The sequence below is a fragment of the Variovorax ginsengisoli genome, from assembly GCF_030486595.1.
GTDB classification, from domain to species: domain Bacteria; phylum Pseudomonadota; class Gammaproteobacteria; order Burkholderiales; family Burkholderiaceae_C; genus Variovorax; species Variovorax ginsengisoli_B.
Genome location: NZ_JAUJZH010000015.1, coordinates 113,009 through 138,473, shown reverse-complemented (window position 1 = coordinate 138,473; position 25,465 = coordinate 113,009). Strand labels below are relative to the sequence as shown.

At 68.9% G+C, this 25,465-nt stretch carries 25 protein-coding genes; 10 read left to right on the top strand and 15 right to left on the bottom strand.

Annotated features, from left to right (window positions below; genetic code table 11):
- Nucleotides 1-9: 9 nt before the first annotated feature.
- The 3 genes from QZH52_RS20815 to QZH52_RS20805 are packed head-to-tail and all read right to left on the bottom strand — an operon-like array spanning nucleotide 10 to nucleotide 5,204.
- Nucleotides 10-3,318, bottom strand: a complete 3,309-nt coding sequence (locus QZH52_RS20815) for an efflux RND transporter permease subunit (protein ID WP_301812502.1) — start codon at nucleotides 3,316-3,318, stop codon at nucleotides 10-12.
- 12 nt (nucleotides 3,319-3,330) lie between these two features.
- Nucleotides 3,331-4,518, bottom strand: coding sequence for an efflux RND transporter periplasmic adaptor subunit (locus QZH52_RS20810; RefSeq protein WP_366919310.1), 1,188 nt, complete (start codon nucleotides 4,516-4,518; stop codon nucleotides 3,331-3,333).
- Between the two features lie 8 nt (nucleotides 4,519-4,526).
- Complete coding sequence (locus QZH52_RS20805) at nucleotides 4,527-5,204, bottom strand: TetR/AcrR family transcriptional regulator (RefSeq protein ID WP_286522995.1); 678 nt, start codon at nucleotides 5,202-5,204, stop codon at nucleotides 4,527-4,529.
- A 98-nt stretch (nucleotides 5,205-5,302) separates the two neighbouring features.
- On the opposite strand from QZH52_RS20805, the gene msrA reads away from it, so the two are divergent.
- From msrA to QZH52_RS20785, 4 genes are all read left to right on the top strand, one after another.
- Entirely contained in the window at nucleotides 5,303-5,854 is a 552-nt protein-coding gene (gene msrA / locus QZH52_RS20800) for a peptide-methionine (S)-S-oxide reductase MsrA (protein WP_301812500.1), read from the top strand.
- A gap of 124 nt (nucleotides 5,855-5,978) precedes the next feature.
- Nucleotides 5,979-6,362: a hypothetical protein gene (locus tag QZH52_RS20795; RefSeq protein ID WP_286536472.1), complete on the top strand. Its 384-nt coding sequence runs from the start codon at nucleotides 5,979-5,981 to the stop codon at nucleotides 6,360-6,362.
- Between the two features lie 78 nt (nucleotides 6,363-6,440).
- Nucleotides 6,441-8,552, top strand: a complete 2,112-nt coding sequence (locus tag QZH52_RS20790; protein ID WP_301812499.1) for a TonB-dependent receptor — start codon at nucleotides 6,441-6,443, stop codon at nucleotides 8,550-8,552.
- 181 nt (nucleotides 8,553-8,733) lie between these two features.
- Complete coding sequence (locus tag QZH52_RS20785; protein ID WP_301812498.1) at nucleotides 8,734-9,690, top strand: AEC family transporter; 957 nt, start codon at nucleotides 8,734-8,736, stop codon at nucleotides 9,688-9,690.
- Nucleotides 9,691-9,697: 7 nt separating this feature from the next.
- On the opposite strand, the gene pdxH is transcribed toward QZH52_RS20785, so the two are convergent.
- The gene (gene pdxH, locus QZH52_RS20780) at nucleotides 9,698-10,345 is read right to left on the bottom strand and encodes a pyridoxamine 5'-phosphate oxidase (RefSeq protein ID WP_301812497.1); all 648 of its coding nucleotides are present in this window, start codon (nucleotides 10,343-10,345) and stop codon (nucleotides 9,698-9,700) included.
- A 41-nt stretch (nucleotides 10,346-10,386) separates the two neighbouring features.
- On the opposite strand from pdxH, the gene QZH52_RS20775 reads away from it, so the two are divergent.
- A complete protein-coding gene (locus QZH52_RS20775) occupies nucleotides 10,387-10,956 on the top strand; it encodes a nucleotidyltransferase family protein (RefSeq protein ID WP_301812496.1) in 570 nt (189 codons plus the stop codon).
- A gap of 2 nt (nucleotides 10,957-10,958) precedes the next feature.
- Here QZH52_RS20775 and QZH52_RS20770 read toward each other — a convergent pair whose 3' ends face one another.
- Nucleotides 10,959-11,495: a superoxide dismutase family protein gene (locus tag QZH52_RS20770; RefSeq protein WP_301812495.1), complete on the bottom strand. Its 537-nt coding sequence runs from the start codon at nucleotides 11,493-11,495 to the stop codon at nucleotides 10,959-10,961.
- 7 nt (nucleotides 11,496-11,502) lie between these two features.
- Nucleotides 11,503-12,165, bottom strand: coding sequence for a gamma-glutamylcyclotransferase (locus tag QZH52_RS20765; RefSeq protein WP_301812551.1), 663 nt, complete (start codon nucleotides 12,163-12,165; stop codon nucleotides 11,503-11,505).
- Nucleotides 12,166-12,285: 120 nt separating this feature from the next.
- On the opposite strand from QZH52_RS20765, the gene QZH52_RS20760 reads away from it, so the two are divergent.
- From QZH52_RS20760 to QZH52_RS20740, 5 genes are all read left to right on the top strand, one after another.
- The gene (locus QZH52_RS20760) at nucleotides 12,286-12,825 is read left to right on the top strand and encodes an OmpA family protein (RefSeq protein ID WP_301812494.1); all 540 of its coding nucleotides are present in this window, start codon (nucleotides 12,286-12,288) and stop codon (nucleotides 12,823-12,825) included.
- A 115-nt stretch (nucleotides 12,826-12,940) separates the two neighbouring features.
- Nucleotides 12,941-14,779, top strand: coding sequence for a phosphogluconate dehydratase (gene edd / locus QZH52_RS20755; RefSeq protein WP_301812493.1), 1,839 nt, complete (start codon nucleotides 12,941-12,943; stop codon nucleotides 14,777-14,779).
- Nucleotides 14,770-15,411 (top strand): bifunctional 4-hydroxy-2-oxoglutarate aldolase/2-dehydro-3-deoxy-phosphogluconate aldolase, encoded by a 642-nt coding sequence (gene eda, locus QZH52_RS20750; protein WP_301812492.1) that lies wholly within the window; start codon nucleotides 14,770-14,772, stop codon nucleotides 15,409-15,411. Before edd ends, eda begins: the two co-directional genes overlap by 10 nt.
- Before the next feature lie 11 nt (nucleotides 15,412-15,422).
- Nucleotides 15,423-16,148, top strand: coding sequence for a haloacid dehalogenase type II (locus QZH52_RS20745; protein WP_301812491.1), 726 nt, complete (start codon nucleotides 15,423-15,425; stop codon nucleotides 16,146-16,148).
- Nucleotides 16,149-16,241: 93 nt separating this feature from the next.
- Nucleotides 16,242-17,348, top strand: a complete 1,107-nt coding sequence (locus tag QZH52_RS20740; RefSeq protein ID WP_301812490.1) for a calcium:cation antiporter — start codon at nucleotides 16,242-16,244, stop codon at nucleotides 17,346-17,348.
- A gap of 19 nt (nucleotides 17,349-17,367) precedes the next feature.
- On the opposite strand, the gene gloA is transcribed toward QZH52_RS20740, so the two are convergent.
- From gloA to QZH52_RS20695, 9 genes are all read right to left on the bottom strand, one after another.
- Nucleotides 17,368-17,802 carry a lactoylglutathione lyase gene (gene gloA, locus QZH52_RS20735; protein WP_301812489.1) on the bottom strand — a complete coding sequence of 145 codons (435 nt, stop codon included), beginning with the start codon at nucleotides 17,800-17,802 and terminating at the stop codon, nucleotides 17,368-17,370.
- Between the two features lie 42 nt (nucleotides 17,803-17,844).
- On the bottom strand, nucleotides 17,845-18,546 hold the full coding sequence (locus QZH52_RS20730; RefSeq protein WP_301812488.1) for a glutathione S-transferase family protein: 702 nt from the start codon (nucleotides 18,544-18,546) through the stop codon (nucleotides 17,845-17,847).
- Nucleotides 18,547-18,640: 94 nt separating this feature from the next.
- Entirely contained in the window at nucleotides 18,641-19,327 is a 687-nt protein-coding gene (locus QZH52_RS20725) for an ABC transporter ATP-binding protein (protein WP_301812487.1), read from the bottom strand.
- 61 nt (nucleotides 19,328-19,388) lie between these two features.
- Complete coding sequence (locus tag QZH52_RS20720) at nucleotides 19,389-20,981, bottom strand: ABC transporter permease (RefSeq protein WP_301812486.1); 1,593 nt, start codon at nucleotides 20,979-20,981, stop codon at nucleotides 19,389-19,391.
- A gap of 41 nt (nucleotides 20,982-21,022) precedes the next feature.
- Nucleotides 21,023-22,072, bottom strand: coding sequence for an extracellular solute-binding protein (locus QZH52_RS20715; RefSeq protein WP_301812485.1), 1,050 nt, complete (start codon nucleotides 22,070-22,072; stop codon nucleotides 21,023-21,025).
- 161 nt (nucleotides 22,073-22,233) lie between these two features.
- The gene (locus QZH52_RS20710) at nucleotides 22,234-23,040 is read right to left on the bottom strand and encodes a c-type cytochrome (RefSeq protein ID WP_301812484.1); all 807 of its coding nucleotides are present in this window, start codon (nucleotides 23,038-23,040) and stop codon (nucleotides 22,234-22,236) included.
- Nucleotides 23,040-24,662 carry a cbb3-type cytochrome c oxidase subunit I gene (locus tag QZH52_RS20705; RefSeq protein ID WP_301812550.1) on the bottom strand — a complete coding sequence of 541 codons (1,623 nt, stop codon included), beginning with the start codon at nucleotides 24,660-24,662 and terminating at the stop codon, nucleotides 23,040-23,042. The genes QZH52_RS20710 and QZH52_RS20705 overlap by 1 nt, the downstream gene beginning before the upstream one ends.
- Complete coding sequence (locus QZH52_RS20700) at nucleotides 24,649-25,206, bottom strand: cupredoxin domain-containing protein (RefSeq protein WP_301812483.1); 558 nt, start codon at nucleotides 25,204-25,206, stop codon at nucleotides 24,649-24,651. The genes QZH52_RS20705 and QZH52_RS20700 overlap by 14 nt, the downstream gene beginning before the upstream one ends.
- A 91-nt stretch (nucleotides 25,207-25,297) precedes the next feature.
- Nucleotides 25,298-25,462, bottom strand: coding sequence for a hypothetical protein (locus QZH52_RS20695; protein WP_301812482.1), 165 nt, complete (start codon nucleotides 25,460-25,462; stop codon nucleotides 25,298-25,300).
- Nucleotides 25,463-25,465 lie beyond the last annotated feature (3 nt).

Genomic DNA, 25,465 nt, shown 5'->3' with positions numbered 1-25,465 from the left:
CTCGCGGACTCAGGACAAACTTTCGATTTTAGGCGCCGCCACGGGCGTGGCTTCGGCGGCCGGCTTCGGCTGGCCGGTCCAGCGGCGGCGGGCCCAGTTGGCCAGGTCGTCCATGTAGCAATAGACCACCGGCACCACCACCAGCGTCAGCAGCGACGAGGTGATGACCCCGCCGATCACGGCCTGGCCCATCGGCGCGCGCTGCTCCGAGCCTTCGCTGATCGCGAAGGCCAGCGGCACCATGCCGAAGATCATGGCCAGGGTGGTCATCAGGATCGGGCGCAGCCGCACGCGGGCCGCCAGCAGCAGGGCCTCGGCGCGCGGCAGGCCCGGTACCGGCGTGCCGTCCTCGGCGACGCCAGGCTCGCGCGAGCGGATCGCGAAGTCGACCAGCAGGATCGCGTTCTTGGTCACCAGTCCCATCAGCATGACCACGCCGATGATCGAGAACATCGACAGCGTCGAGCGGAAGATCAGCAGCGCCAGCACGACGCCGATCAGGGTCAGCGGCAGCGCGGTCATCAGCGCCAGCGGCTGCAGGAAGCTCTTGAACTGGCTGGCCAGGATCATGTAGATGAAGATCACCGCCAGCGCCAGCGCCGAGACCGCGTAGCCGAAGGACTCCTGCATGTTCTTGGTCGAGCCGCTGAACTGCCAGCCGTAGCCCGGCGGAAAGGCGATGCCGGCCAGGGCCGCGCGGACGTCGGCCGAGACCTCGCCGGCCGAGCGGCCGTCGACGTTGGCGTTGATGCTCACCTCGCGCGCCAGGGCGCGGCGGTTGATCTGGTTCGGGCCGGTCGATTCGCGCACCTCGGCCACTTGCGCCAGCCGCACGATGCGGCTCGAGCCGTCGGCATTGGCGCCGACCGCGGTGCTCAGGAAGGGCAGGCGGGCCAGGTCGGCGGGCGAGTTGCGCACCTCGGGCGCCAGGCGCACGTTGACGTCGTAGGTCTGGTCGTCGGGCGCGCGCCAGTTGCCCACCGTGGTGCCGGCCACCAGCGTCCGCAGCGCGGCCGCGATCGGCGCCACGCCGAGGCCGAGGTCGGAGGCGGCATCGCGCCGGATCACCACGCTGACGGTCGGCTTGTCGGGCTTCAGGCTGGAGTCGAGGTCGACCAGGCCGGGGATCGGGCGGATCTTGTCCATCACGCGAACGGTCAGTCGCTCGAGTTCCTTCAGGTCGGGCCCCTGCAGCGAGAACTCGATCGGCTTGTTGCCGCCCACCGAGTCGCGCAGGCCGACGTGCGTGACCGTGATGCCCGGAATGGCGCGCAGCCGCTCGCGCAGCACGGTCGACATCTGGTCGACGCTGCGGCTGCGCGCGCGCCGGTCGACGAGCCGCACGTAGATGCTGGCGTAGATCTTGCCCTGGGCGTCGCCGCTGTTGATGGTGGTGAGCGTGTAGCGCACCTCGGGCATCTCGCGCAGGACCGCCTCGACCTGCCGCGCCTTGGCCTCGGTCACTTCGAGCGAGGAGCCGACCGGGGTGTAGAAGCTGATCGAGGTCTCGGAGAAGTCGGCCTTGGGCACGAACTCGGTGCCCAGCAGCGGCACCATGAAGATGCTGCCAACGAAGATGCCGATGGCCGCGAACACGGTGGCCAGCTTGTGCACCAGCGCCCAGCGCAGGATGCCCTGGTAGCCCTCGGCCAGCCGCTCGGTGGCGCGGTCGAACCAGCCGGTGACGCGGCCGATGGTCTTGTCGTAGAAGGTGACGGGCGCTTCGTTCTTGCCGTGCTGGTCGATCGCCGGGTCGTGCCAGATGCTCGACAGCATCGGGTCGAGCGTGAAGCTCACGAACATCGAGATCATCACGGCCGCCACGATCGTGATGCCGAACTCGTGGAAGAACTTGCCGATGATGCCTTCCATGAAGCCGATCGGCAGGAACACCGCGACGATCGACAGCGTGGTCGCCAGCACCGCCAGGCCGATCTCCTGGGTGCCGTCCAGCGAGGCCTGGTAGGGCTCCTTGCCCATCTGCACGTGGCGCACGATGTTCTCGCGCACCACGATCGCGTCGTCGATCAAGAGGCCCACGCACAGCGACAGCGCCATCAGCGTGATCATGTTGATGGTGAAGCCGAACATCGCCATGAACCAGAAGGTGCCGATCAGCGCGATCGGCAGGGTCAGGCCGGTGATCACGGTCGAGCGCCAGGAGTTCAGGAACAGGAAGACGATGAGCACCGTGAGCAGGGCGCCCTCGATCAGCGTCTGGCGCACGTTGTCGACCGCCACCCGGATCGGCCGCGAGGCATCGGCGATCGGCTCCAGCCGCACGCCCGGCGGCAGCTGCGGCTTGATCTCGGCGATCGCCTTGACCAGCCCGTCGACCACCTGGATGGTGTTCTCGTCCTGTGCCTTCTGCACCGACAGCAGCAAGGTGCGCTGGCCGTTGTAGAGCGCCAGGCTGTCGATCTCCTGGGCGCCGTCGCGCACCGTCGCGACCTGGTCGACCCGGATCGGCGCGCCGCCCTTGCGGGCCACGATGATGCGGCCGAAATCCTCGGGCCGCTCCATGCGGGCGTCGATCTGGACCACGCGGTCTTGTTCGAGCGAGCGCACCGAGCCGACCGGCAGCGCCTGGTTCTCGCTGCGCACCGCATCGACCACCTGGCTGGCGCTGACGCCGAAGGCTTCCATCGCCTGCGGATTGAGGTAGATGTTGATCTCGCGCTTGGTGCCGCCGACCAGCGTCACGGAGCCGACGCCGCGCACGTTCTCCAGCCGCTTCTTGAGCACCTGGTCGGCCCAGTTGGTGAGCTCCACCGCGCTGGGCTGCGTGAATGTGGCCCCCACGCTTGCCGCTGCGCGTGCTGCGCTGCCCCCCGAGGGGGTGCTCGCGCCTTGGGGCGGCCCGGCGGCGCTCGTGTCGCCCTCGGGCAGCACCGCCACCGACCAGACGGCGCGCGAGGCCGGGTCGAAGCGCAGCACGCGCGGGTCCTTCACTTCGTCGCGGAACAGGGGCCGCACGCCGGCCACCTTCTCGCGCACGTCGTCGGCGGCCTTGCGGCCATCGACATAGAGCTGGAACTCGATGATGACGACCGACTGGCCCTCATAGCTGCGCGAGGTCAGGGCGTTGATGCCGGCGATCGAGTTGACGCCTTCCTCGATCTTCTTGGTGACTTCGCTCTCGACGATCTCGGGCGAGGCGCCCGGGTACTCGGTGATCACCACCACCACCGGGAAGTCGATGTTCGGGAACTGGTCGACCTGCAGGCGCTGGTAGGAGAAGGCGCCCAGCACCACCAGGGCGAGCATGAGCATGGTCGCGAAGACCGGATTCTTGAGACTGACGCGGGTGAACCACATGCCGTGCCCGCCTCAGGGTGCGCTGCGTGCCGAAGCGGCGGGGGCCGGCGCGGCACTGGCCGACACCGGCGACAGGCGCACGGCCGTGCCCTGGCGCAGCGGGCCGAGGCTGCCGGCCACCACCACCGCGCCTTCTTCGATGCCGCGCACCGCGACCATCGTCTGGCCGTCGAGCTGGCCGCGCAGGCCGGTCTCGACCGGCCGATGCGCGATGCGCCCGTCGATCACCACCTGCACGTAGGGCGCCGGCTTGTCGGTGCGCACCGCGGTCAGCGGCAGGGCCAGCGTCTCGGTGCGGCCGACGTCGATCGTGCCCTGCGCGAACAGGCCCTGGCGGAAGCCGGTGCTGCGGTCGAGCCGCAGGTAGACCAGCACGCTGCGGCTGCCGGCCTGGGCGCTCGGATTGACCCGCACCACGCTGGCGCCGACCGTGCGCTCGCCGCTCTTCGGGTCGGCGACGCCGCCGCCCTCGATCTGCAGGGTGGCGCGCTGGCCCACGCGCACCGCCACCGAATCGGCCGCGGCCAGCGTGGCCTCGACTTCGATGCGGCTCAGGTCGACCACTTCGATGATCTTGGCGTCGATGGCGACGCGCTCGCCGGACTGGGCGAGGCGCTGCGCCACCTGGCCGGCGATCGGGCTCTTGAGCACGGTGTCGTCGAGCGACTTGCGGGTCATCTCGACCGCCGCCAGCGCCGCGCGGTGCGTCGACAGCGCCGAATTGAGGTTCGATTGCGAAGTTTCGAGCGCGGTGCGCGAGATGAAGCCCTGCTCGACCAGGGCCTTGTTGTTGTCGAAGGTGCGCTGCGCCACCTCGGCCTGGGCGCGGGACGATTCGGCCTGCTCCTGGGCCTGCCGCATGCGCGACTGGTATTCGACCGGATCGATGCGTGCGATGACCTGGCCGGCCGCGACCGTGTCGCCTTCGCGCACCGTGAGGCCGATCAGCTCGCCGGCGACGCGGGCCTTGACCTGCGCCGAATCGACCGCCCGCAAGGTGCCCGAGACCGGCAGCGTCTCGGCCAGCTCGCGGCGGGCGACGCGCACCACGTCGGTGGCCGACAGCTCCACCACCGTTTCGATCGCCGCCGAGCCGGTGCCGGCCGCCAGCTTGGCCTGCTGGGCCTTGCGCGCGCCGATGGCACGCAGCGCGCCGGCGGCGAGCAGCACCAGGACCAGGGCCGCGATGGCCCATTTCATCGTTCTTTTCATTCGGCAGCCTTCGGCGTGCGGCAAAGGCCGTGCAGCACGGTCTCGGCCTGGAGCGCCAGGTATTTCTCGGGGTCGATCGTGGAGGTGTGATCGAAGCAGATCGCAGGCGAATGCTTGGTCAGCATCAGGAAGATCATCGGCGCGATGACGGTGTAGATCGCCAGGTCGACCTCGACCGGCGCGAACTCGCCGCGGTCGATGCCGCGCTGGACGATGCGCCGGAGCAGTTCGTGCCCCGGCTTCACGACTTCGCGGCGATAGAACTCGGCCAACTCGGGAAAGTTGCGCCCTTCGCTCATCATCAGCTTGGTCAGGCCGGAGGCCTTGGTCGCGCCGACCCGCTCCCACCAGACCCGCATGCAATAGCGCAGCATGTCGGCGGTGCTGCCTTCGTATTCGTCGAACTCGCGGTTCCACTCGGTGAAGCGGCCGGCCAGGTTCTCGATCACCACCGCCTTGAACAGCTCTTCCTTGCTCTGGAAATACAGGAAGAGGGTGCCCTTGGAGACGCCGGCACGGGCCGCGACTTCTTCCGAACGGGTGGCGGCGAAGCCTTTCTCGACGAACAGGTCCAGCGCCGCCTCCAGCAGTTCGCCCGGACGGGCTTCCTTGCGCCGCTCGCGCTTGGCGCTCACGGGACACAGCTTGTCCTTGAGGAATCGGGAGGCGGGCATGGTATTAATGACTGGCGGGTTAGTAATGTAGTGAGGGTGTTGCAGTGCGTCAAGCCGGCACAATGTGCAGTTCGTCTCGAAACTTCGCCGGAGTTGCCATGTCATCCCCATCCTCGCCCACCGAAACCATCGTCCTCGGCGGTGGCTGCTTCTGGTGCACGGAAGCCGTGTTCGACCGCGTCCAGGGGGTGCTCGACGTCGAATCGGGCTACAGCAACGGCCAGACCGTGAATCCGAGCTACGAGCAGGTCTGCACTGGCCGCACCGGGCACGCCGAGGTGGTCAAGGTGACATTCGACCCGGCCGAGATCTCGCTGCACGAGATCCTCGAGATCTTTTTTGTCGTGCACGATCCGACGACGCTCAATCGCCAGGGCAACGATGTCGGCACCCAGTACCGCAGCGGCATCTACTACCTCGATGCGGCGCAGAAGCAGGTCGCCGAGGACGTGATCCGCGAGATCGGCGAGAGCAAGACCTACCGCTCGCCGATCGTGACCGAGGTCGAGCCGCTGGCCAACTACTCGGCCGCCGAGGCCTACCACCAGGACTACTTCCTGAACAACCCGAACCAGGGCTACTGCGCCTTCGTGGTCGGTCCCAAGGTCGAGAAGTTCCAGAAGACTTTTGCTGCTCGGGTGAAGGGCTGAGACCTTGCGCGACAGACCAAGAAACTGCGTAGCAGTTTTTGCTCTGTCCTCGACCATCCTGATACCTTGCGGGACAGACCAAGAAACTGCGTCAGCAGTTTTTGCTCTGTCCTCAACTGATTAAATGCCTTCCCCCCAGCGCTCCCCAAGCACCCGCACCCTCTTGTGCGTGCTCGCGTTCGCGCTCTGGGCCGCGACCACGCTGGGCCTGCTGCACGGCACGCTGCACGGCGCGGCGGCACATGCACATCCCCATGCCGATGCCGCCACCGCTGCGGTGGCCGGCAAGGCGGCCGCCTCGCGCGGCTTGTCGGCGCTGTTCGGCGTCCACACCGAGGCCGAGTGCAGGCTCTACGACCAGTTGTCCCACGGAGCGGCCGCGCCTTGCGTGCCGCCGGTTCTCCTGCCGGTACTTCTCCCGGCCGCCAGCTTCGTCTGGCTCGAGGGCGAGGTCTTCGCCCGCTGGATCGCGCTGTTCGACGCGCGCGGTCCGCCTTCCACTCGCTGAATCCCCCGTGTTTCCCGGTTGCCGACCCTGCCTGGCGGGGCGCGGCCGGCTGTCCATCGATTCAACGAGTGTTCCTTCATGTCTATTGTTTTTCCACGCCACCGCGTCGGCGTCGCGGTGCTGTCCGTCCTGTCCTGCGCGTCCCCGGGTGCCTGGGCGCAAGCTGCGCCTGAGGCGCCTGCCCCCTCGCTCGGCGAGATCACCGTCACCGGCAACCCGTTGGGCGCCACCGACCTGATCGCGCCGACCACCTCGCTGTCGAACGAGGCGCTGCTGCTGCGTTCGCAATCCACCCTCGGCGAGACGCTCAACGGCCTGCCGGGCGTCGGCAGCACCTATTTCGGCCCCAATGCCAGCCGGCCGACGATCCGCGGGCAGGACGGCGACCGCATCCGCATCCTGCAGAACGGCGGCAGCGCGCCCGACGCCTCGGCGCTGAGCTACGACCATGCGGTGCCGGTCGATGCGCTGGTCACCGAGCGGCTCGAGGTGCTGCGCGGGCCGGCCGCGCTGCAATACGGTGGCAGCGCGGTGGGCGGCGTGGTCAACGTGATCGACAACCGCATCCCGACCGAGCCGATCGAAGGCTTCGGCGGCCGCGCCGACCTGGGCTACGCAACCGGCAACCGCGAGAAGTCCGGCGGCGCGCTGCTCGAGGGCGGCACCGACCGCTATGCGCTGCACGTCGATGCCTTCCGGCGCGATTCGAGCGACGTCTCGGTGCCGATCGAGCTGCCCTGCGCGAACCCGAAGCGCCCGGGTTTCGCACGCAAGATGTGCAATTCGGCCAACGAGGCCGACGGCGGCGCCTTCGGCGGCACGCTGTTCTTCGACCAGGGCTGGATCGGTGCCTCGGCCAGCACCTACCGCAGCAACTACGGCACGGTGGCCGAAGACGACGTCACGATCGGCATGCGGTCCGACCGCTACGCGCTCGAGGGTGAATGGCGGCCGGGTGGATTCTTCAGCAGCGTGCATGCGAAGCTGAGCCGCACCGAGTACCGCCACACGGAGTACGAAGGCCCGGCGCCCGGCACCACCTTCACCAACGACAGCAACGACCTGCGGATCGAGGCGAGGCACCGCCCGATCGGCGGCTTCGAAGGCCTGGTCGGCTTCACGAGCGAGAGCGGGCGTTTCTCGGCCAACGGCGAGGAGGCTTTTGCCCCGAACAGCCGCACCACGTCGAATGCCTTGTTCCTGCACGAAGAGTTCGGCACCTCGTGGGGTCGGCTGAGCTTCGGTGCCCGCACCGAGGAGGTCAAGGTGCGCTCGCTGGGTGATCCGTCCGACCCGGAGATCACGCGCTTCTTCGTTGGCAAGCGCGACTTCAGTCCGAGCAGCGCCGCTTTCGGCGGGCTGGTCAACCTGTCGCCGCAGTGGCAGCTGACCTCGAACCTGGCCTACACCGAGCGGGCGCCGAAAGACTACGAACTGTTCGCCAACGGCCCGCACGTGGCGACTGCGGCCTGGGAGACCGGCGATCCGAACCTGAAGGTCGAGAAGTCGACCGGGCTGGACCTTGGCGCCCAATGGAAGTCGGGCGCCAACACGGCGAGGCTCAACGCCTACCTGACCCGCTTCAGCAACTACATCGGACTCAGCGCCACGGGCAATGTGCGCAGCGCGGACGGCGAGCTGAATCCGCCGCCGGTCGAGACGGCCGAGGGGCTGCTGTTCCCCGAAGTGTTCGCGGACTATGTCTACCACGGGGTGCGGGCGCGCTTCACCGGCCTCGAGGCCGGCGGCAACCTGCAATTGATCGGCGCCGATGGCTTTTCGCGGGCTGAGGACGGCGGCACGCTCGACCTCGAATGGCGCGGCGACCTGGTGCGGGCCACCAACACCGACACCGGGGAGCCGCTGCCGCGGATCGCGCCATGGCGCGTCGGCAGCACGCTGGCCTACGGCCGCGGCCCGTGGACCGCGCGCCTGGGCTTCGACTACAACGCGGCACAGAACCGCGTGCCACCGATGGGCGACCGCCCGACCGAGGCCTACACCCTGTGGAACGCGTCGCTCAGCTACAGGCAGCGGGTCCAGAGCGCCAACCTCACGTGGTACGCGCGGGTCGACAACATCGGAAACACGCTGGCCTACAGCGCGACTTCGATCCTGACGACGACGGTGTATCCGGCTGCGCCGCTGCCGGGGCGCAGCTTGAAGGTGGGGTTGAGGGCTACGTTCTAGGGAGCGTTCGGTTCGGCTTTATGTCGGGGTGCTGGGGGCGTCGGGGTGGCGGCGGTGGTACGTTGGGGTTGCATCGGCGTTGGTGACGTCACTGCGCCTTGAACCCCCGCACCGCTTGCCGGGCCCGCACCGAGGGCCAGCGAATGGCCCAAAAGATCACGTCGGCTATTCTCGAAAGCTCATGAATGGTCTAGTCGTTTCCTCACTGCTGCCCGTGGTCATCCTCATCGCGGTCGGCTGGCTGGCAGGGAGGATGCGCTGGATCCGGGGCGACTCGGTCGAGGACCTGTCGAACCTGGTGTTCCTGCTGCTGGCGCCGCCCTTGCTGTTCCGTTCGATGAGCACGGTGCGGATCGAGCAGCTGAGCCTGAAGCCGGTGGCGGCCTATTTCGTCGCCGCCGGCCTGATCTTCGCGGCCACGCTGGTCTGGCGCGGCTTCAATCGCACGGGCGTCGTGCTGGCGCTGGCCAACACCTACAGCAACACCGTGATGATCGGCATCGCGCTCGTGGGCCTGGCCTACGGACCGCAGGGCATGGTGGTGCTGCTGACGCTGATCTCGCTGCACTCGCTGGTGCTGCTGACCAGCGCCACCGTGTTCCTCGAGCTCGCGCTGGCGCAGGAGGATGCGCCACGCATCGAGCCCGGCGCGGCAGGGCGGCGCCCGATGGCGCGGACCGTGTTGCGCGCCCTGCGCAACGCGATCGTCCATCCGGTGCAGGCACCGATCCTGCTGGGCTTGCTGTTCGCACAGACCGGGCTCGAGATTCCGGCCGCGGTCGACAAGCCGATCGCCTTGCTCGGCCAGGCATTCAGCCCGGTGGCGCTGATGCTGGTGGGCATCACGCTGGCGTTGACGCCGGTCGGCCAGCACTGGCGCGCCGCGCTCCTCCATGCCTCGATCAAGAACCTGGTGCATCCGGCGCTGGTCGCGGCGTTCGGACTCGCCTTCGGCCTGCGCGGCCTGCCGCTGACCGTGATGGTGGTGGCGGCATCGCTGCCGATCGGCGCCAACGTGTTCCTGTTCGCGCAGCGCTACCGGACCTCGGAAGGATTGATCACCGCCAGCGTCGTGGTCTCGACGGTGATGGCGCTGGTCTCGCTGTCGATCGTGATGGCGCTCGCCGGGCGCCTTTGAAGCCGGCTCAGGGCGCCAGCCGCTCGCGCACCCAGGCGCCGCCCTCGGCGCGATAGCGCAGCCGGTCGTGCAGGCGGCTCTTGCGGCCCTGCCAGAACTCCCAGCGGTCGGGCACCAGCCGGAAGCCGCCCCAGTGCGGCGGCCGCGGCGGGGACAGCAGGTGCTTCGCGGCCTGCACCGCGGCGTTCTTCACCAGCACGTCGCGGCCGCTGATGACCTCGCTCTGCGGGCTGGCCCAGGCGCCGATGCGGGAGTCGAGGGGCCGACTGGCGAAGTAGGCGTCGCTCTCGGCGTCGTCGACCTTGAAGACCCGGCCCTCGATGCGCACCACGCGCTCGAGTTCGACCCAATGGAACTGAAGCGCCGCATAGGGGTTGCCGGCCAGCTCCTGGCCCTTGCGGCTCTGGTAGTTGGTGTACCAGACGATGCCGCGGGCGTCGTAGCCCTTGACCAGCACGATCCGCGTCGAGGGGCGCAGGTCGCCGCCCACCGTCGCCAGCGTCATCGCATTGGGTTCGGGTACCTGGGCGTCGATGGCCTCGGCCAGCCAGCGCTCGAACTGGTCGAGCGGATCGGCGGCACTGCGGGTTTCGTCGAGCTCGGCGCGCTCGTAGCTCTTGCGCAGGGCGGCCAGTGATTCATTGGGAGAAGGCATGGCGCCATTGTTGCGCAAGCCAAGCGTGGATACTCCGTCGCATGACTCCCGCCGCCGAACCGTCCCCGCCGACCGTCATCGTGCTCGCCTCCGGCCGCGGCGAGCGCTTTCGTGCCGCCGGCGGCAGCGGCCACAAGCTGCAGGCCGCGCTGGCCGGCGCCACGGTGCTCGACCACACGCTGGCCGCGGTGCGCGCCAGCGGGCTGCCCTGGCATCTCGAGGATGTCGGCCACCCGGGCATGGGCGACTCGATCGCCGCCGCCGTGCGGGCCACGCCCGGCGCCGCGGGCTGGTTGATCCTGCCGGCCGACCTGCCGCTGGTCCAGCCGGCGACCTTGCAGGCCGTGGCGTCGGCGCTGGCCGGGTCGGTGCGGGCGGCGCAGCCGCACTACCGTGGCCAGCGCGGCCATCCGGTGGGCTTCGCCGCCGGCTGCTTCGATGCGCTTTCCCGGCTGTCGGGAAACCAGGGCGCCGCCCCCGTGCTGCGTGCGCTCAAGGAGGCCGGGCAAGTGGCCGACATCGAGGTCGACGACATCGGCATCGTGACCGACATCGACACCCCGGAGGAACTCGCGAGCGCCGAGGCCCTGATGCAGGCGCGGCTGGGTTAGGGCTAGCTCCGGGCGATGATCCCGCAGGCGATCCGCGGGCCCGAATTGCCCGCCGGCTGGGTCGTGAAGTCGTCGCGGTCGCGGTGCACCACCAGCGCGCGGCCGATGATGTTGTTGGCCGCACCCTCGGTCATCGAGATGGTGTGGACGTCGACGCTGAAGCGGGCCACTCCGTTGGCGTCGGCCACCAAGCTGGGCAGTTCGCCTGCGTGGCTTCCTGGTGCGGCGAACTTCCCGTGGGTGCCGCCAGCCGGGTTGAAATGGCCGCCCGACGCGTTGCCGTTGTCGCCGCAGTCGCCCTTCTCGTGGATGTGGAACCCATGCTCCGTGCCCGGCGCGAAGCCGCGCACTTCGCCCTTCACGCGCACACCGTGTTCGAGCGCCGTGAAGCTCACCTTGCCCACGGTCGGGTTCGGCGTGATCGCGCCGGTCGGTGTCAGTTCGGCGGTAGCGCCGGCTTTGGGCCCCAGCGTGCCGCAGGCCGCGAGCAGGCTGGCCGCGGCCATGGCGATGGCAGGGGCGATGAGGCAAGGGCGCATGGTCGAACTACTCCTTTATTTGATCGATGGATGCTGAACTCAGAGGGTATACCGAAGGCTCCGGCTCGGCGCTGTCGGCCGGGGCCGACAGCCGCGTCTGGGCCAGCTTGACCAGGCGCGCCAGCGCGGCATCGTGGATTGCATGGCGCCGCAGTTCGAGCAAGGTCTGCTCGGCATAGTCGAGCGAGCTGCCGTAGCGGCCCACCGCGTTGGCGAAGATGTGGGCATAGCGCTCGTCGCTGAGCTCGCCGGTGAAATTGGGACTGCGCCGCGACAGCGTGAAGGCCAGCGCCCGGACCTTCGAATGCGGCGTCGTGCAGTCGAGCCAGCGCGGGTCGTACACCCCGGTGGGCATTTCGCGCAGCCAGAGCCGGCCGAGGGTCTCCAGCCCTTCGGCGGCCGGCACCCTGAACACCATGCCGCGGCAGCTGCCGCCCGAGAGCAGCCCGAACACCAGCCCCGGGTTCTCGACCGTGCCGCGGTTGATCCGGCTCCACATCTTGAGCGCGCGGTGCCAGCCATGGACCCGGGCCGGATGTCTTTCGACGAAGCCGAAGTCGGGCCGCCAGATCAGCGAGCCGTAGCCGAACAGCCACAGGTCCTCGTGCCCGCCCCATTCGTCGATCACGCGATCGAGCATCGGCTTGGGGTCGCGCAGCGGCGTGGGCAGGGGGTCCAGGCCGGGCGGCCCGGGGTCGCCGCCGGGGGACCGGGCAGCGACGCCTACAATTTGGCGGTCATGGTTCACCGCACCATTATTTACCGACCCCTCAACTACGGAGCACCGCCCATGTCCGCCCATAGTGACGACGAGAGCCAGCAGAACTTCATCCTCGCCTTCGTGCTGGGCCTGATCGCGCTGGTGATCCTGTTCGTGATCGGCATCGTGCTCTACACGCGGGGACATGCGGCGGGTCCGTCGGTCGCGCCGGTGGCCGCTGCCGCGCCGGCGACCACGCTGGCGGTGGTCACCGAGACGGTCACTGTCGTGATTCCCGACGGCGCCAGCATCCGCGTCGTCGGCGGTGTCGTGAACTTCTATTTCGCCACCGCCAGCGCCGACCTGGCGCCGGGCGCGGCAGAGGCCCTGGCGGTCGTGATCAAGGGGATCGAAAGCGGGCACAAGGCGGTCATTTCCGGCTTCCACGACACCACCGGCGACGCCGCCATCAACGAGGCCCTGGCGAAGAAGCGCGCCGAGATGGTGCGCGACGTGCTGACCGGCCTGGGCGTGCCGGCCGACAAGGTCGACCTGCAGAAGCCGGCCGTGACGGCCGGCAGCGGCAACAACGCCGAGGCGCGCCGGGTCGAAGTCAAGCTGGTGGACTGAAGCCGCAGCGCGCCTCTCAGAAAAAGCCCGGCCTGTCCGGGCTTTTTCATGAGGGCTTGTTACCATGCACTTCCGAGCCGCCCCACGCTGGCTCATCGGCAGAGCGACACAGCCCATGAACACCCATCCCACCGTCCGCGCTGTCACCGAGCGCATTCGTGCGCGCAGCCTGAGCCTGCGCAGTGCCTATCTTCAAGACCTGGCCGACACCCGCGTTCGCGACCGGGGCTCCGACCGGATGGGCTGCGCCAACGTGGCGCATGCCGTCGCCGGCATCCCGGCCAACGACAAGTTCAGGGTGGTGAGCGAGCGCGCGCCCAACATCGGCATCGTCACCGCCTACAACGACATGCTCTCGGCCCACGCCCCATACCAGGGCTATCCGGACATCGTCAAGCACGAGGCCCGCCGACTCGGGGCCACGGCGCAGGTGGCGGGCGGTGTGCCGGCCATGTGCGACGGCGTCACCCAGGGCACGCCCGGCATGGAGCTGAGCCTGTTCAGCCGAGACGTGATCGCCATGGGCACCGCGGTGGCGCTCACGCACGACATGTTCGATGCGGCGCTGATGCTCGGCGTCTGCGACAAGATCGTGCCGGGCCTGCTGATCGGCGCGCTGCATTTCGGCCATCTGCCGACGGTCTTCGTGCCGGCCGGGCCGATGCCCTCGGGTCTGTCGAACACGGCCAAGTCCAAGGTCCGCGAACAGGCGGCGCAGGGCCTGGTGGGCCGCCAGGGCCTGCTCGAAGCCGAGATGCAGGCCTACCACGCGCAAGGCACCTGCACCTTCTACGGCACCGCCAACAGCAACCAGATGCTGCTCGAGGCCATGGGCCTGCATGTGCCGGGTTCGGCCTTCATCCAGCCCGGCGACGCGATGCGCGAGGCGCTCACGCGCGAGGCGGTGCGCACGGTGCTGGGCCGGGCCTCAGACGCGGCCTTCGCGGTGCCGCCGATCGGCGAACTGGTGGACGAGCGCGTGATCGTCAACGCGATGGCGGCGCTGCTGGCCACCGGCGGCTCGACCAATCACCTGATCCACTGGGTGGCGGTGGCGCGTGCCGCCGGCATCCTGATCGACTGGAACGACTTCGCCGAACTGTCGGAGGTGGTGCCGCTGCTCACGCGGGTCTATCCGAACGGCACCGCCGACGTCAACGGCTTCCAGGAGGCGGGCGGCCCGGGCTTCGTCATCGGCGAACTGCTCGATGCCGGCCTGATGCATGCCGACGTGCTCAGCGTGCGCGCCGGAGGCATCCGCGAGTTCGCCGGCGTCCCGGTGTTGGCCGGCACGCCCTCGGACGAGCGGCCTCTCACCTGGAAGTCGGCCGCGCCGTCCAAGGACGACACCATCGCCCGTCCGGTCTCGGCGCCGTTCAGCGCCACCGGGGGGCTCAAGCTGCTGCAGGGCAACCTGGGACGCAGCGTGATCAAGATCTCGTCGGTGCCCGGCGACCGCCACGTGATCGAGGCGCCGGCCCGTGTCTTCGACTCGCAAGCCGCGCTGCAGCAGGCCTTCACGGCCGGCGAGCTCGAGCGCGACGTGGTCTGCGTGGTGCGCTGGCAGGGCCCGCAGGCCAATGGCATGCCCGAGCTGCACAAGCTCACGCCGCCGCTGTCGGTACTGCAGGGCAAGGGCTTCCGGGTGGCGCTGGTGACCGACGGCCGCATGAGCGGTGCCTCGGGCAAGGTGCCGGCGGCCATCCACGTCTCGCCCGAGGCCGCGGCCGGCGGCCCGCTGGCCAAGGTGCGCGACGGCGACCTGATCCGGCTCGACGGCGTGGCCGGCACGCTCACCGTGCTGCTGCCCGAGGACGAATGGGCGGCCCGAGAAATCTCGAAGATGCCCGACGAAGCACGCGCCGCCAACGGCCGCGGGCTGGGCCGCGACCTGTTCGCCGGCATGCGGCGCAATGCATTGACTGCTGAAGAAGGAGCCTGCTCATGGCTGTGAACGACAAGATTTCCGCGCTCGACGTGATGCGCGACGCCCCGGTGATTCCGGTCATCGTGCTGCACGACGTCAAGGACGCGGTGCCGCTGGCGCGGGCGCTGGTGGCCGGCGGCATCCGGATGCTCGAAGTGACCTTGCGCACCCGCGAGGCGCTCGAATGCATCGAGCTCATCTCGAAGGAGGTGCCCGAGGCCGTGGCCGGCGCCGGCACCATCCGCAGCGCCGCCGACGCCCAGGCCTCGGCGCTGGCCGGGGCCCGTTTCGGCGTCAGCCCGGGCTATACGAGGGCGGTCGGCAAGGCCTGCCACGACCTCGGCCTGCCGCTCCTGCCCGGCGTCGCGACCGGAAGCGAGATCATGATGGCCCAGGAAGACGGCCTGACCGAGCTCAAGTTCTTCCCGGCCGTGCAGGCCGGCGGCCTGGCGATGCTGAAGGCCTGGCAAGGGCCCTTCGGCGACGTCAAATTCTGCCCTACCGGCGGCGTCCACGCCGGCAACGCGCACGAGTTTCTCGCGCTTTCCAACGTGGCCTGCGTGGGCGGCTCCTGGATCGTGCCGACCGACGCCATCGCCGCGGGCGACTGGGGCCGCATCGAGGCGCTGGCGCGCGAGGCCTGCCAACTGGCACGTTGAGAGGTCGCGGGATGGCGGAAGTCCTGGAAGGCAGCGAGCTGAAGGTCATCGCCTTCGACGTCTTCGGCACCGTGGTCGATTGGCATTCGGGCATTGCGGCCGAGGCCGAGCGCCTGCTGCCGGGCATCGATGGCGGCGCCTTCGCGCTGGCCTGGCGTGCCGGCTACCAGCCCGCGATGAAGGGCGTGATGGAGCGCCTAGCGGCCGGCGAGGGCGGCTTCACCCTGCTCGACGAACTGCACATGGGCATCCTCGGCGATGTGCTGCGTGATTTCGGCGTGGCCGATCTGGACGCGGACACCAAGCGCGAGCTCAACCGCGCCTGGCACCGGCTGCCGGCCTGGCCCGATGCGGTCGAGGGCCTGGCCCGGCTCAAGCGCAGGTACACGATCTGCACGCTGTCCAACGGCAACATCGGCCTGCTCACCGAGATGGCCAAGCGGGCCGGGCTGCCGTGGGACTGCGTGCTGTCGGCTGAGGTTTTCAAGGCCTACAAGCCCGATCCGCGCACCTACCTCGGTGTCGCGGCGGTGTTCGACGTCACGCCGGGGCAGGTGATGCTGGCGGCGGCGCACCACGACGACCTGGCGGCGGCGCGGGCCTGCGGACTGCGCACCGGCTACATCGAGCGGCCCCTGGAGTTCGGCCCCGGACGGCCGAAGGATGTCTCGCCGCAGCCCGACAACACGCTGCATGCGCGGGATATCGGGGCACTGGCGGATCTGCTGGGCTGCTGATCGCATCCGGCGCGGTCGGATCGCAGAATCGTTCAGGTTTACAAGCGCGCGCCGTCCCGGTAGAAAAGGCCCCGGTCCAGCCCGGAGCCCATCATGATCCTCATCGGACGTCTTGCTGTTGCGTGGACTACGGTGGCGCTGTTCCTCCTGTTCGGAGACGCGTGGCTTGCCGATCTCACTTCGGGCTTGCGCGCCGCGCTGTTCTTTTTGTGGCTGTTCGTCATCATCCTGTGGTGCGCCTTCGGCGTCGTCGAACAGGCCGACCATCTCGCCGACATGCTCGGCGACCCGCTGGGCTCGCTGGTGCTCACGCTGTCGATCGTCATCATCGAGGTCGTGCTGATCGCCGCCGTCGCGATCGGCAGCGATGCCACGCCGACGCTGGGCCGCGACACGATGTTCGGCGTGCTGATGATCGCGCTGAACGGCGGCGTCGGACTGGCCCTGCTGCTGGGCGGGCTGCACCATGGCGAGCAGGCCTACAACCTGCAGGGCGCCGTCGCGTATCTCGCGGTGATCATCCCGCTGTCATCGGTCGCGCTCATCCTGCCCAACTTCACGCAAGCGGTTCCGGCCGGCAGCCTGACGGTCATCCAGGCGGCCTTCTTCTCTCTCTTCACCATCCTGCTGTATGCGATCTTCCTGCTGATCCAGACGCGCCGTCACCAGGAATTCTTCGTCGACGCTCAGGCCGGCAGGTCCGCGGGGGCCGGCGCAGGCATGCATGCCGGGCACGGTCCATCCGCTGCCGCGATGGTCCGCCACACGGGGCTGCTGCTTGTCACCTTGCTGCCCATCGTGCTGCTGTCCGGGCGGCTCGCCACGCTCATCGACCACGGCACCGCAGCGCTAGCGGCGCCTTCGGCCCTGGGCGGCGTGCTCATTGCCGTCATCGTCTTCGCGCCGGAGGGAATCAGCGCGCTGGCCGCGGCGCGGGCGAATCAACTGCAGCGCTCGATCAACCTGTGCCTCGGCGCCGCGGCCTCCACCATCGGGCTCACCGTGCCGGCGATCCTCATCATCGGCCTCGTGACGGGCAAGACCGTCATCCTGGGCCTGGATCCGACCGGCATGACCTTGCTGGCCCTCACGCTGATCCTGAGCACGCTCACGTTCTCAGGGCCGCGCACGACAGTCCTCGAAGGCGCCGTGCATCTGGTCGTGTTCCTCGTCTACGTGGTCCTGATCTTCAGTCCCTGACGCAGGCATCGGGGCTCGATCAGGCGCGCAGTGGATCGCTTTTGGCGTCTGATGGGCGGCTGCCTGCGGTTGATTCTCTCTGGATCAATTCAATCTTGTACCCATCCGGATCCGTCACGAATGCGATCACCGTCGAGCCGCCCTTGACCGGCCCGGCCTCTCGCGTGACATTGCCGCCGGCCGCCTTGATCTTCTCGCAGGCCGCGCAGGCGTCGGGCACGCCGAGCGCGATGTGGCCGTAGGCGGTGCCCATCTCGTAGCTTTCGGTGCCCCAGTTGTAGGTCAGCTCGATCTCGGCTTGGGCCGGGTTGCCTTCGTAGCCGACGAAAGCCAGGCTGTACTTGTACTCGGGGTTCTCCGAAGTGCGCAGCAGCTGCATGCCCAGCACCTGGGTGTAGAAGTCGATCGAGCGCTGCAGGTTGCCGACGCGCAGCATGGTGTGGAGGAGTCGCATATCGTGGGGCGCGAAGAGTTGTCGTTCAGCTATTGTCGCGCTTCAGGCGCGCGCGGCGGTGCCGGCCAGTGTCAGCAGATGCGCTTCATGCCGGCGCAGGAAGCCCCACAGGTGCTGCGCGTACTCGGGCACCACGGCGGCGCGCACGCTCGGTCGCGCCCTCAGTGCCGCGCGCCAGTCGCGCACCCGCGGCGTCGCATCGAAGACGCGCGAGGGGCTGATTTCGTCGAAGACCTCGAAATAGCGAAAGATCGGCGCGAAGACAGCATCGACCAAGCTGAAGCGTTCGCCCGCGAAGTAAGGGCCGTTCTTCAGCACCGCCTCGACGCGCTCGAACTTGGCTGCGAGCGCGCGGCGCTTCTGCTCGAACACGTCGGCATCGCGCGTGGTCTCGTAGCCCCACAGGTCGGCGAGGATTGCGGAGCCGAACTCCATCCAGGCCCGGTGCCCGGCACGCGCGAGTGGATCTTCGGGGTGCAGGCGCACGCCGGACTGCGTCTCTTCCAGGTACTCGCAGATCACATTGCTTTCGAACAGGATCGCCTCGCCGCCGCCCTCCCGCGGCACCCGCAGGAGGGGCACCTTGCCTAGCGGCGAAATGGCGGTGAACCAGTCCGGCCTGTCGGCCAGGTCGATGACGACGCGCTCGAAGGCGACGCCCTTTTCGTGCAGGACGATCGCGGCGCGCTGCACGTAGGGGCAGAGCAGGTGGCTGACCAGGGTGAGCGGCTTGAAGTGCGACATGAGGCTTTCTCTCTCTTGTTCGGCGTGGGTCGGGAAGCGGGATTCTTCCGCGCCGTGAAAACCTTGTCTAAAAAAGCCCTCTTGGCGTCTTCAGCTAGCCGCGGCGGCTGCCGCCCCAGTCGGTCAGCCGGCCCTCGTGCATCACGCCGACGCGGTCGGCCATGGCCCGTGCCTCGGCCTCATTGTGCGTCACCAGCACCGCGGTCTGGCCGGCGGCCTTGAGGATCTCGCGCACCTCGGTGGTCAGCCGCTCGCGGGTGGCGCCGTCGAGGTTCGAGAAAGGCTCGTCGAGCAGCAGCAGCGCCGGCTCGGGCGCCAGCGCACGGGCCAATGCGATGCGCTGCTGCTGGCCGCCCGAGAGCTGGTGGGGATGGCGCTCGCCGGCATCCGGCAGGCCGACCAGCGCCAGCATCTTCGCGACGCGCCGATGCTGCTCGGCGTGGGGCAGGCGGCGCAGCCCGAAGGCCACGTTGCGCGCCGCGTCCAGGTGCGGAAACAGCGCGTACTCCTGGAACATCATGCCAACCCGGCGCCGCTCGGGCGGCAGGTGGACTTCCGGCGAGGACAAGGTGACGCCGCCCAGCCGGATGCGGCCGGCGCGCACCGGTTCGAAGCCGGCGATCGCGCGCAGCACCGTGGACTTGCCGCAGCCCGAAGGGCCGAGCAGGCAGCCGATGTCGCCGGCGTCGAGGGCCAGCGAGAAGTCCTCGACCACCGTGTGCAGCCCGCCTGGGCCTTCGTAGCCGAGGCGCAGCGCCTCGAGGGACAACGCGGCGCTCATTGGGTAACCTCCGTGCTTCGCACTGCGGTGCGAGCCCCCTTCGGAACGGCCAGGCGGGGGCTCATGCGGTGGCCTCCGACAGACCATGGCGCGCCAGCAGCACCACCGGCAGCAGCCCGGCGACCACGATCGCCAGCGCCGCGATCGCGCCTTCCTCGTAGGTGCCGCGCGCCGCCTCGGCGTAGAGCCGGGTGGCCAGCGTGTCGAAGTTGGCCGGGCGCAGCAGCAGGGTGGCCGGCAACTCCTTCATCGCGTCGACGAACACCAGCAGCGCGCTGGCTGCGATCGCCGGCCGCAGCAGCGGAAGGTGGACCCGGCGCAAGGTGCCGCCGGTGTTTTCGCCGAGCAGGCGGGCGGCCTGCTCGAGTGCCGGCGGGATGCGTGCGAGACCGGCCTCGATGCCGCCCACCGGCATCGCCAGGAAGCGGATCGCGCAGGCCACCACCAACACCACGCCGGCGCCCATCAGCGGCAGACCCGGGTGGCCGATCAGCGCGGCCAGGGCGGCATCGGCGGCCAGCGCCGGGGTCAGCAGGCCGATCGCCAGCACGGTGCCCGGCACCGCATAGCCCAGCGTGGCGGCCCGGCCTTGCCAGCGTGCACCGTCGCGCGCCGAGCCTTGGGCCCGGACCGCCCAGGCGACCACCAGTCCGGCCGCCACCGCGACCACTGTGACGCCCGTCGCGACGCCGAGCGTGTTGAGCAGGCTGTCGATCAACGCGCCGGAAATGCCATTGCCCTGGCGCAGCCGCTTGACGGTCTCCCACACCAGATGGAGCGCCGGCGCCGCGAAGCCGACCAGCACCGGCAGCGCCGCGGCGGCGCTGGCCAGCCAGGCGGCCGTGCCGTGCAGGCGCCGCGGCTGGATGGCGCGCATGCGCTGGGCCGAGCCGAAGCGCTGGCGGCGCCGTCCGTGGCGCTCCAGCAGCACCAGCGCGATCACGACCAGCAGCATCGCCGACGCGATCTGTGCCGCGCCGGCGAGGTCGGAGCGCGTGATCCAGGTCGTGTAGACCGCAACCGTGAGGGTCCGGATGCCGAGGAATTCGGAGGCGCCGATGTCGTTGAGCGTCTCCAGCAGCGCCAGGCTGAGGCCGACGGCCAGCGCCGGGCGGGCCAGCGGCAGCGCGACCCGGAAGAAGGCACCGGCGCGGCTCTCGCCGAGCGAGCGGGCCGCCTCCATCAGGTGGGCCGGCTGGGTCATGAACATGGCGCGAGCGGTCATGTAGACGTAGGGGTAGAGCACGAAGCCGAGCACGAAGATGGCGCCCGGCATCGAACGCAGGTCGGGCAGGCGGAACTGGCGCGGGCTGTCGAAACCCAGCAGCCAGCGCAGCGCGCCCTGCACCGGGCCGAGCGGGTGCAGCAGGTCGAGATAGGCGAAGGCCACGATGTAGGTCGGCATCGCGAGCGGCAGCAGCAAGGCCCAGTGCAGCACGCCGCGGCCGGGGAAGTCGCAGGTGCTCACCAGCCAGGCACAGCCGGTGCCGATCACCAGCACCAGCAGGCCGACGCCGGCCAGCAGCACGGCGGTGTCGAGCGCCGCTTGCGGCAGCACGTCGCGCACCAGCCGGGCCCAGTGGCCGAGGCCCGAACCGAAGGCCAGCCACAGCAGGCTCAGCAGCGGCGCCAGCACGCCGAGCGCGATCGTCATCGAAGCGGTCCGCCAGACCGGGCCGACCTGCCGCAGCCGGATCACTGGTCGAACGCGACCTTGTCGACCAGCGCGCTGGCCTGCTTTCGGTACTTGGCGATCTCGGCGACCGGCAGCGGATCGACCTTGAGCTCGCCGATGCTGCTGGCGATGATCGGATCGAGCGCGACGCCCTGGCGGACCGGGAACTCGTAGTTGGCTTCGGCGTAGAGCACTTGCGCCGGCGGCGAGACCAGGAACTCGAGCAGCTTGACCGCATTGGCGCGCTGCGGCGCGTGCTTCGCGACCGCGGCGCCGCTGATGTTGACGTGGGTGCCGCCGCCCTGGGCGAAGGTGGGCTTGACCACCTTGATCGCATCGCCCCACTTGCGGGCGTCCGTGCCTTCCTTGGCGCCCTTGAGCTGGCCGACGTAGTAGGAGTTGGCCAGGCCGACGTCGCAGATGCCGCCGAGGATGTCGCGCGCCACGTCGCGGTCGCCGCCGGTGGCCTTGCGTCCCAGGTTGGCCTTGACGCCGCGCAGCCACTGCTCGGCCTTGGCTTCGCCGTCGTGGGCGATCATGGCCGACACCAGCGCCACGTTATAGGGATGCTGGCCCGAGCGGATGCAGACCTTGCCCTTGTACTTGGGGTTGGCGAGGTCCTCGTAGCGGAAGGCCGTCAGCGGCAGGCTCTTGTCGGCATACAGCACGCGGGCCCGCAGCGACAGCGCGAACCACTGGCCGTCGCTGCCGCGCAGGTTCGACGGAATCGCCGTCTGGAGCGCGGCCGATTGCACCGGCTGGGTGACCCCGCCATCGACCAGGTCGACCAGGTTGCCGATGTCGACCGTCATCAGCAAGTCGGCCGGCGAGCGCGCGCCTTCGGCCTTGACTCTTTCGAGCAGGCCGTCCTTCACGAAGACGGTGTTGACCTTGATGTCGTTCTGGGCAGTGAAGGCCGCCAGCAGCGGCTGCACCAGGCCGGGCTCGCGCGTGGTGTAGAGCGTGACTTCGCCGGCAGCGTGCGCCGGCAGGGCGGCGGCCAGCAGGGTGAGGGCGGTCGCGCCCAGCGCGAGGGTCGCGCGGGCGGGCGCGCGAGGGCGTGCGGTCATGTGGCTTCTCCAGGGGGCAGTGACAAGGGGCACCGGCGGGCGGTGGGTGCGCGCCAATGCGAATAATTATCACTGCCGTCTTTGGGGGTGCTGGGCCGATTCACCCACAAATTCGAAGTGTTCTCCGCGACGCCGGCGCAGGACCCGCCAGGAGCGACCGGTCATTCGGTCCGAGGACCGGCCTTGCGTGCATAGAAGGCCGAGACGTCCTCGATTTCCGCGTCCGTCATCGTGCGGGCCACGTTGCGCATCTGCGCCTCGGAATCATTGCCGCGCTCACCCGAGCGGAATGCCTTGAGCTGCAGCGCGAGATAGCCCTTGGGCATGCCTTCCAGCCACGGCGCGCCGAACTTCTGGTCGATGCCGCCATGGCACGAGACGCAGGGTGCGATATTGCGCAACGGCGCGCCGACCCGCACCAGCGCCGGGAGTTCCTCGTCATAGGTCGTCGGCGCGGTTCGCGCCTTCGGCAGTTGGGCGTAGTAGGCCGCCAGGTCGGCGATGTCCTCGTCCGACAGGTTCCTGGACAGCGCCACCATGATGGGGCTGCCCCGCTTGCCGCCGCGGTAGTCCATCAGTTGCTTGATGATCACTTCAGGGTACTGGCCGGAGAGGTTGGGCGCATCGGACGTGCTCATTCCCTGCGCGCCATGGCACATGGTGCAGTTGAGCGCCAGCGTGGCGCCGCGTCCGACCGCCTGGCGCGAGCCCTCCTTGCCCATCGATCGATCCAGCACGACATCCGTGGCGGTCGCGGCCTGCCGGGGCGCCGTGCCGAAGGACCAGTCGGCCGGCACCCCGGCCGCCCTGCAGATGCTCGCCCACACCCCCTTGGCGCTGAAGTCGCTGTGCACCGAAGGCAGCAGCACGAAGCCCGCCAGGAATGCGCCCACGGTCAGGACGATCAGCCACAAGATGCTCTTGCGGAACCAGGGGTTGCGCCAGCCCGTCGTGTCGTGCGCCTTCATCACCGGCTCCCGATCGGTATCACCGGCACATAGGCTTCCTTCAGCGAAGCCAGCTGCACGATGGGGTAGCCGTAGTTGACGATCGTGAGGCCGATCATCATCGCGACCCAGAGGCCGAAGCCGTTCAGCGCGACCGGCGTATGCGCCGACGGATGCGCCGTGCGGCTGAAGGTGAAGGGCGCCACGACCGTGCCTTCCTTCTTGCGGGCAGTGGCGAGCGTATACACCAGCAGGATGCCGGACGCGAGGAGGATGAAGCCGCCGATCGCCGACACGGTCACGGTCCAGGCCTGCGGCTGCAACTCGGGATGCGTGAAGTCGTAGTAGGCCATGCGCCGCGGCATGCCGAGCAGGCCGACCAGGTGCCACGGCATCGACAGGATCATCATCCCGACGAACCACAGCCAGATCTGCCACTTGACGAGCGCGGCCGACAGCGGCGCGCATCCCGTGAGCTGCGGCCACAGCTCGTAGGCGATCATGAAGTACATCAGCACGATCGCACCGGCGAAGATCAGGTGGAAGTGCCCCGTCACCCACTGCGTGTTGTGGATGGTCTCGTTGAGCTGGTAGCTCATGTTGATGATGCCGCCCGCGCCGCCGAAGCCGAGCATGATGAAGGAAAACGTCACCGCCAGCATCATCGGGTTGTCCCACGGCAGCGTCCTGAGCCAGCCGAACATTCCCTGGCCGCCGCGCAGCCTGCCGGCGATCTCGACCGACGCCACGATGGTGAACACCGTGAGCAATGTCGGCACCGACACCATCGCCGTCATCACGGCATGCACGAACTTGAAGCCCGCGCCCACCTGCGGGTCCGCGAAGAGGTGATGGATGCCGATCGGCATCGAGAACACGAGGAAGAGCACGAAGGCCACGCGCCCCATGGTGTCGCTGTACAGCCTGCCACCGATGGCGCGCGGCACGATCGTGTAGAACGCGATGTACGAGGGCATCAGCCAGAAGTACACGATGGCATGCAGCGTCCACGAGAAGAAGACGCGCGCGAGTCCGGCATTGATCGTGTCGGTGAGCCCCAGCGAGGCCGGCAGGATCAACACCAGCACTTCGATCGCCGCGCCGAGCGAGGTCCACGCCCACAGGTACGCACCGGCCACGTTGCCGAACATCGCGAGCGGGACGGGCTCGCCGGGGTTCTGCGTCTTCCATGCGCGCAGGTTGATGGCCATGAGCGCGACCCAGATCCACGAGCCCACGACCACCAGCACCACACCCAGGTAGTAGAACGGGCTTGCGAGCATGGGCGGGTAGAAGGTGTAGAGCACCGACGCCTTGCCCGATGCCATCGTCACGGCCGCCACCGCCGTGCCGATCACCACGAGCCAGAAGCCGGCCCACGCCCAGCGCATGCCGATCAGCGGCTTCTTCAGCGCAAGCTCGGAGATGGCATAGCCGAAGCCCATCGCGACCAGCGTGGGCAGCACATAGGCCATGACCGTGCCGTGCGCGGTGACCGAGCGGTAGTAGTGTTCCGGGTTGTTGATCCAGGTCGAAAGCGGGCTGCGGATGTACATCTGCCAGGCACCCAGCACCAGCGCGCCCAGAAAGGCGACGAAGGCCACCCAGAAGTGGGCCAGAACGAGTTTTCTAGCGTGCAACACAACTGAGCCTTTCACCTGGCCGGGCCTTGGCCATGAATTCGTCGCGCGGCAGCACCTGCACGCGCCCCCACATCGCCTCGTGGCCTGTGCCGCAGTACTCGTGGCATGGCATCAACTGTTCGCCGGTCCGGCTGAATGATGTCGTGAAGGTCGCCACGAAGCCCGGCACGACCATCGTGTTGGCATTGGTGCGGCCGATGATGAATCCGTGGATGGCGTCCGTCGCCGTTGCGCGAAAGGTCACGGGCGTGTCGGCCGGGACCGCGATGCATTGCGGCTCGAACGAATACTGCTGCGCGATCAGGCGCACGACCACCCGGCCGTCCGACTCGATGGCCGTGCCGAGATTGCTCTCGATGAACTCGCCCCGCAGATGCAGCGTCTTCACGTCGATCGTTTCCACGCGCGATGGCGGCATGGAGGCCCAGTGCACGCCGGTGACGACCATCATCAGGATCAGCACCGCGATGATCGCGCCGACGATCCAGGTCCAGCGTCGCTCGGCCGCGACGGCAATCGCTTCGGACTCATGCGAGGGCATCATGGCGCTCATAGACGCCCCCACGCTCGGCACTTCGTGTCCTCGCTGCCCCCCGAGGGGGTGCGAGCTTGCTTGGGGCGGCCCGGCGCTGCGCTCATTGCACCGCCCCGCGCGGCAGGTACACCGCGAAATAGAAGATGAAGTAGATCGCCACGACGATGGCCGTCGCGATGCCCGCCACCGCGAACGCGCCCGTGGGCCCTCGGCGCACGATGTCGTCGACTCGGAGGTCTTCTTCTTGTTCGCTGATGCTGGACATGGC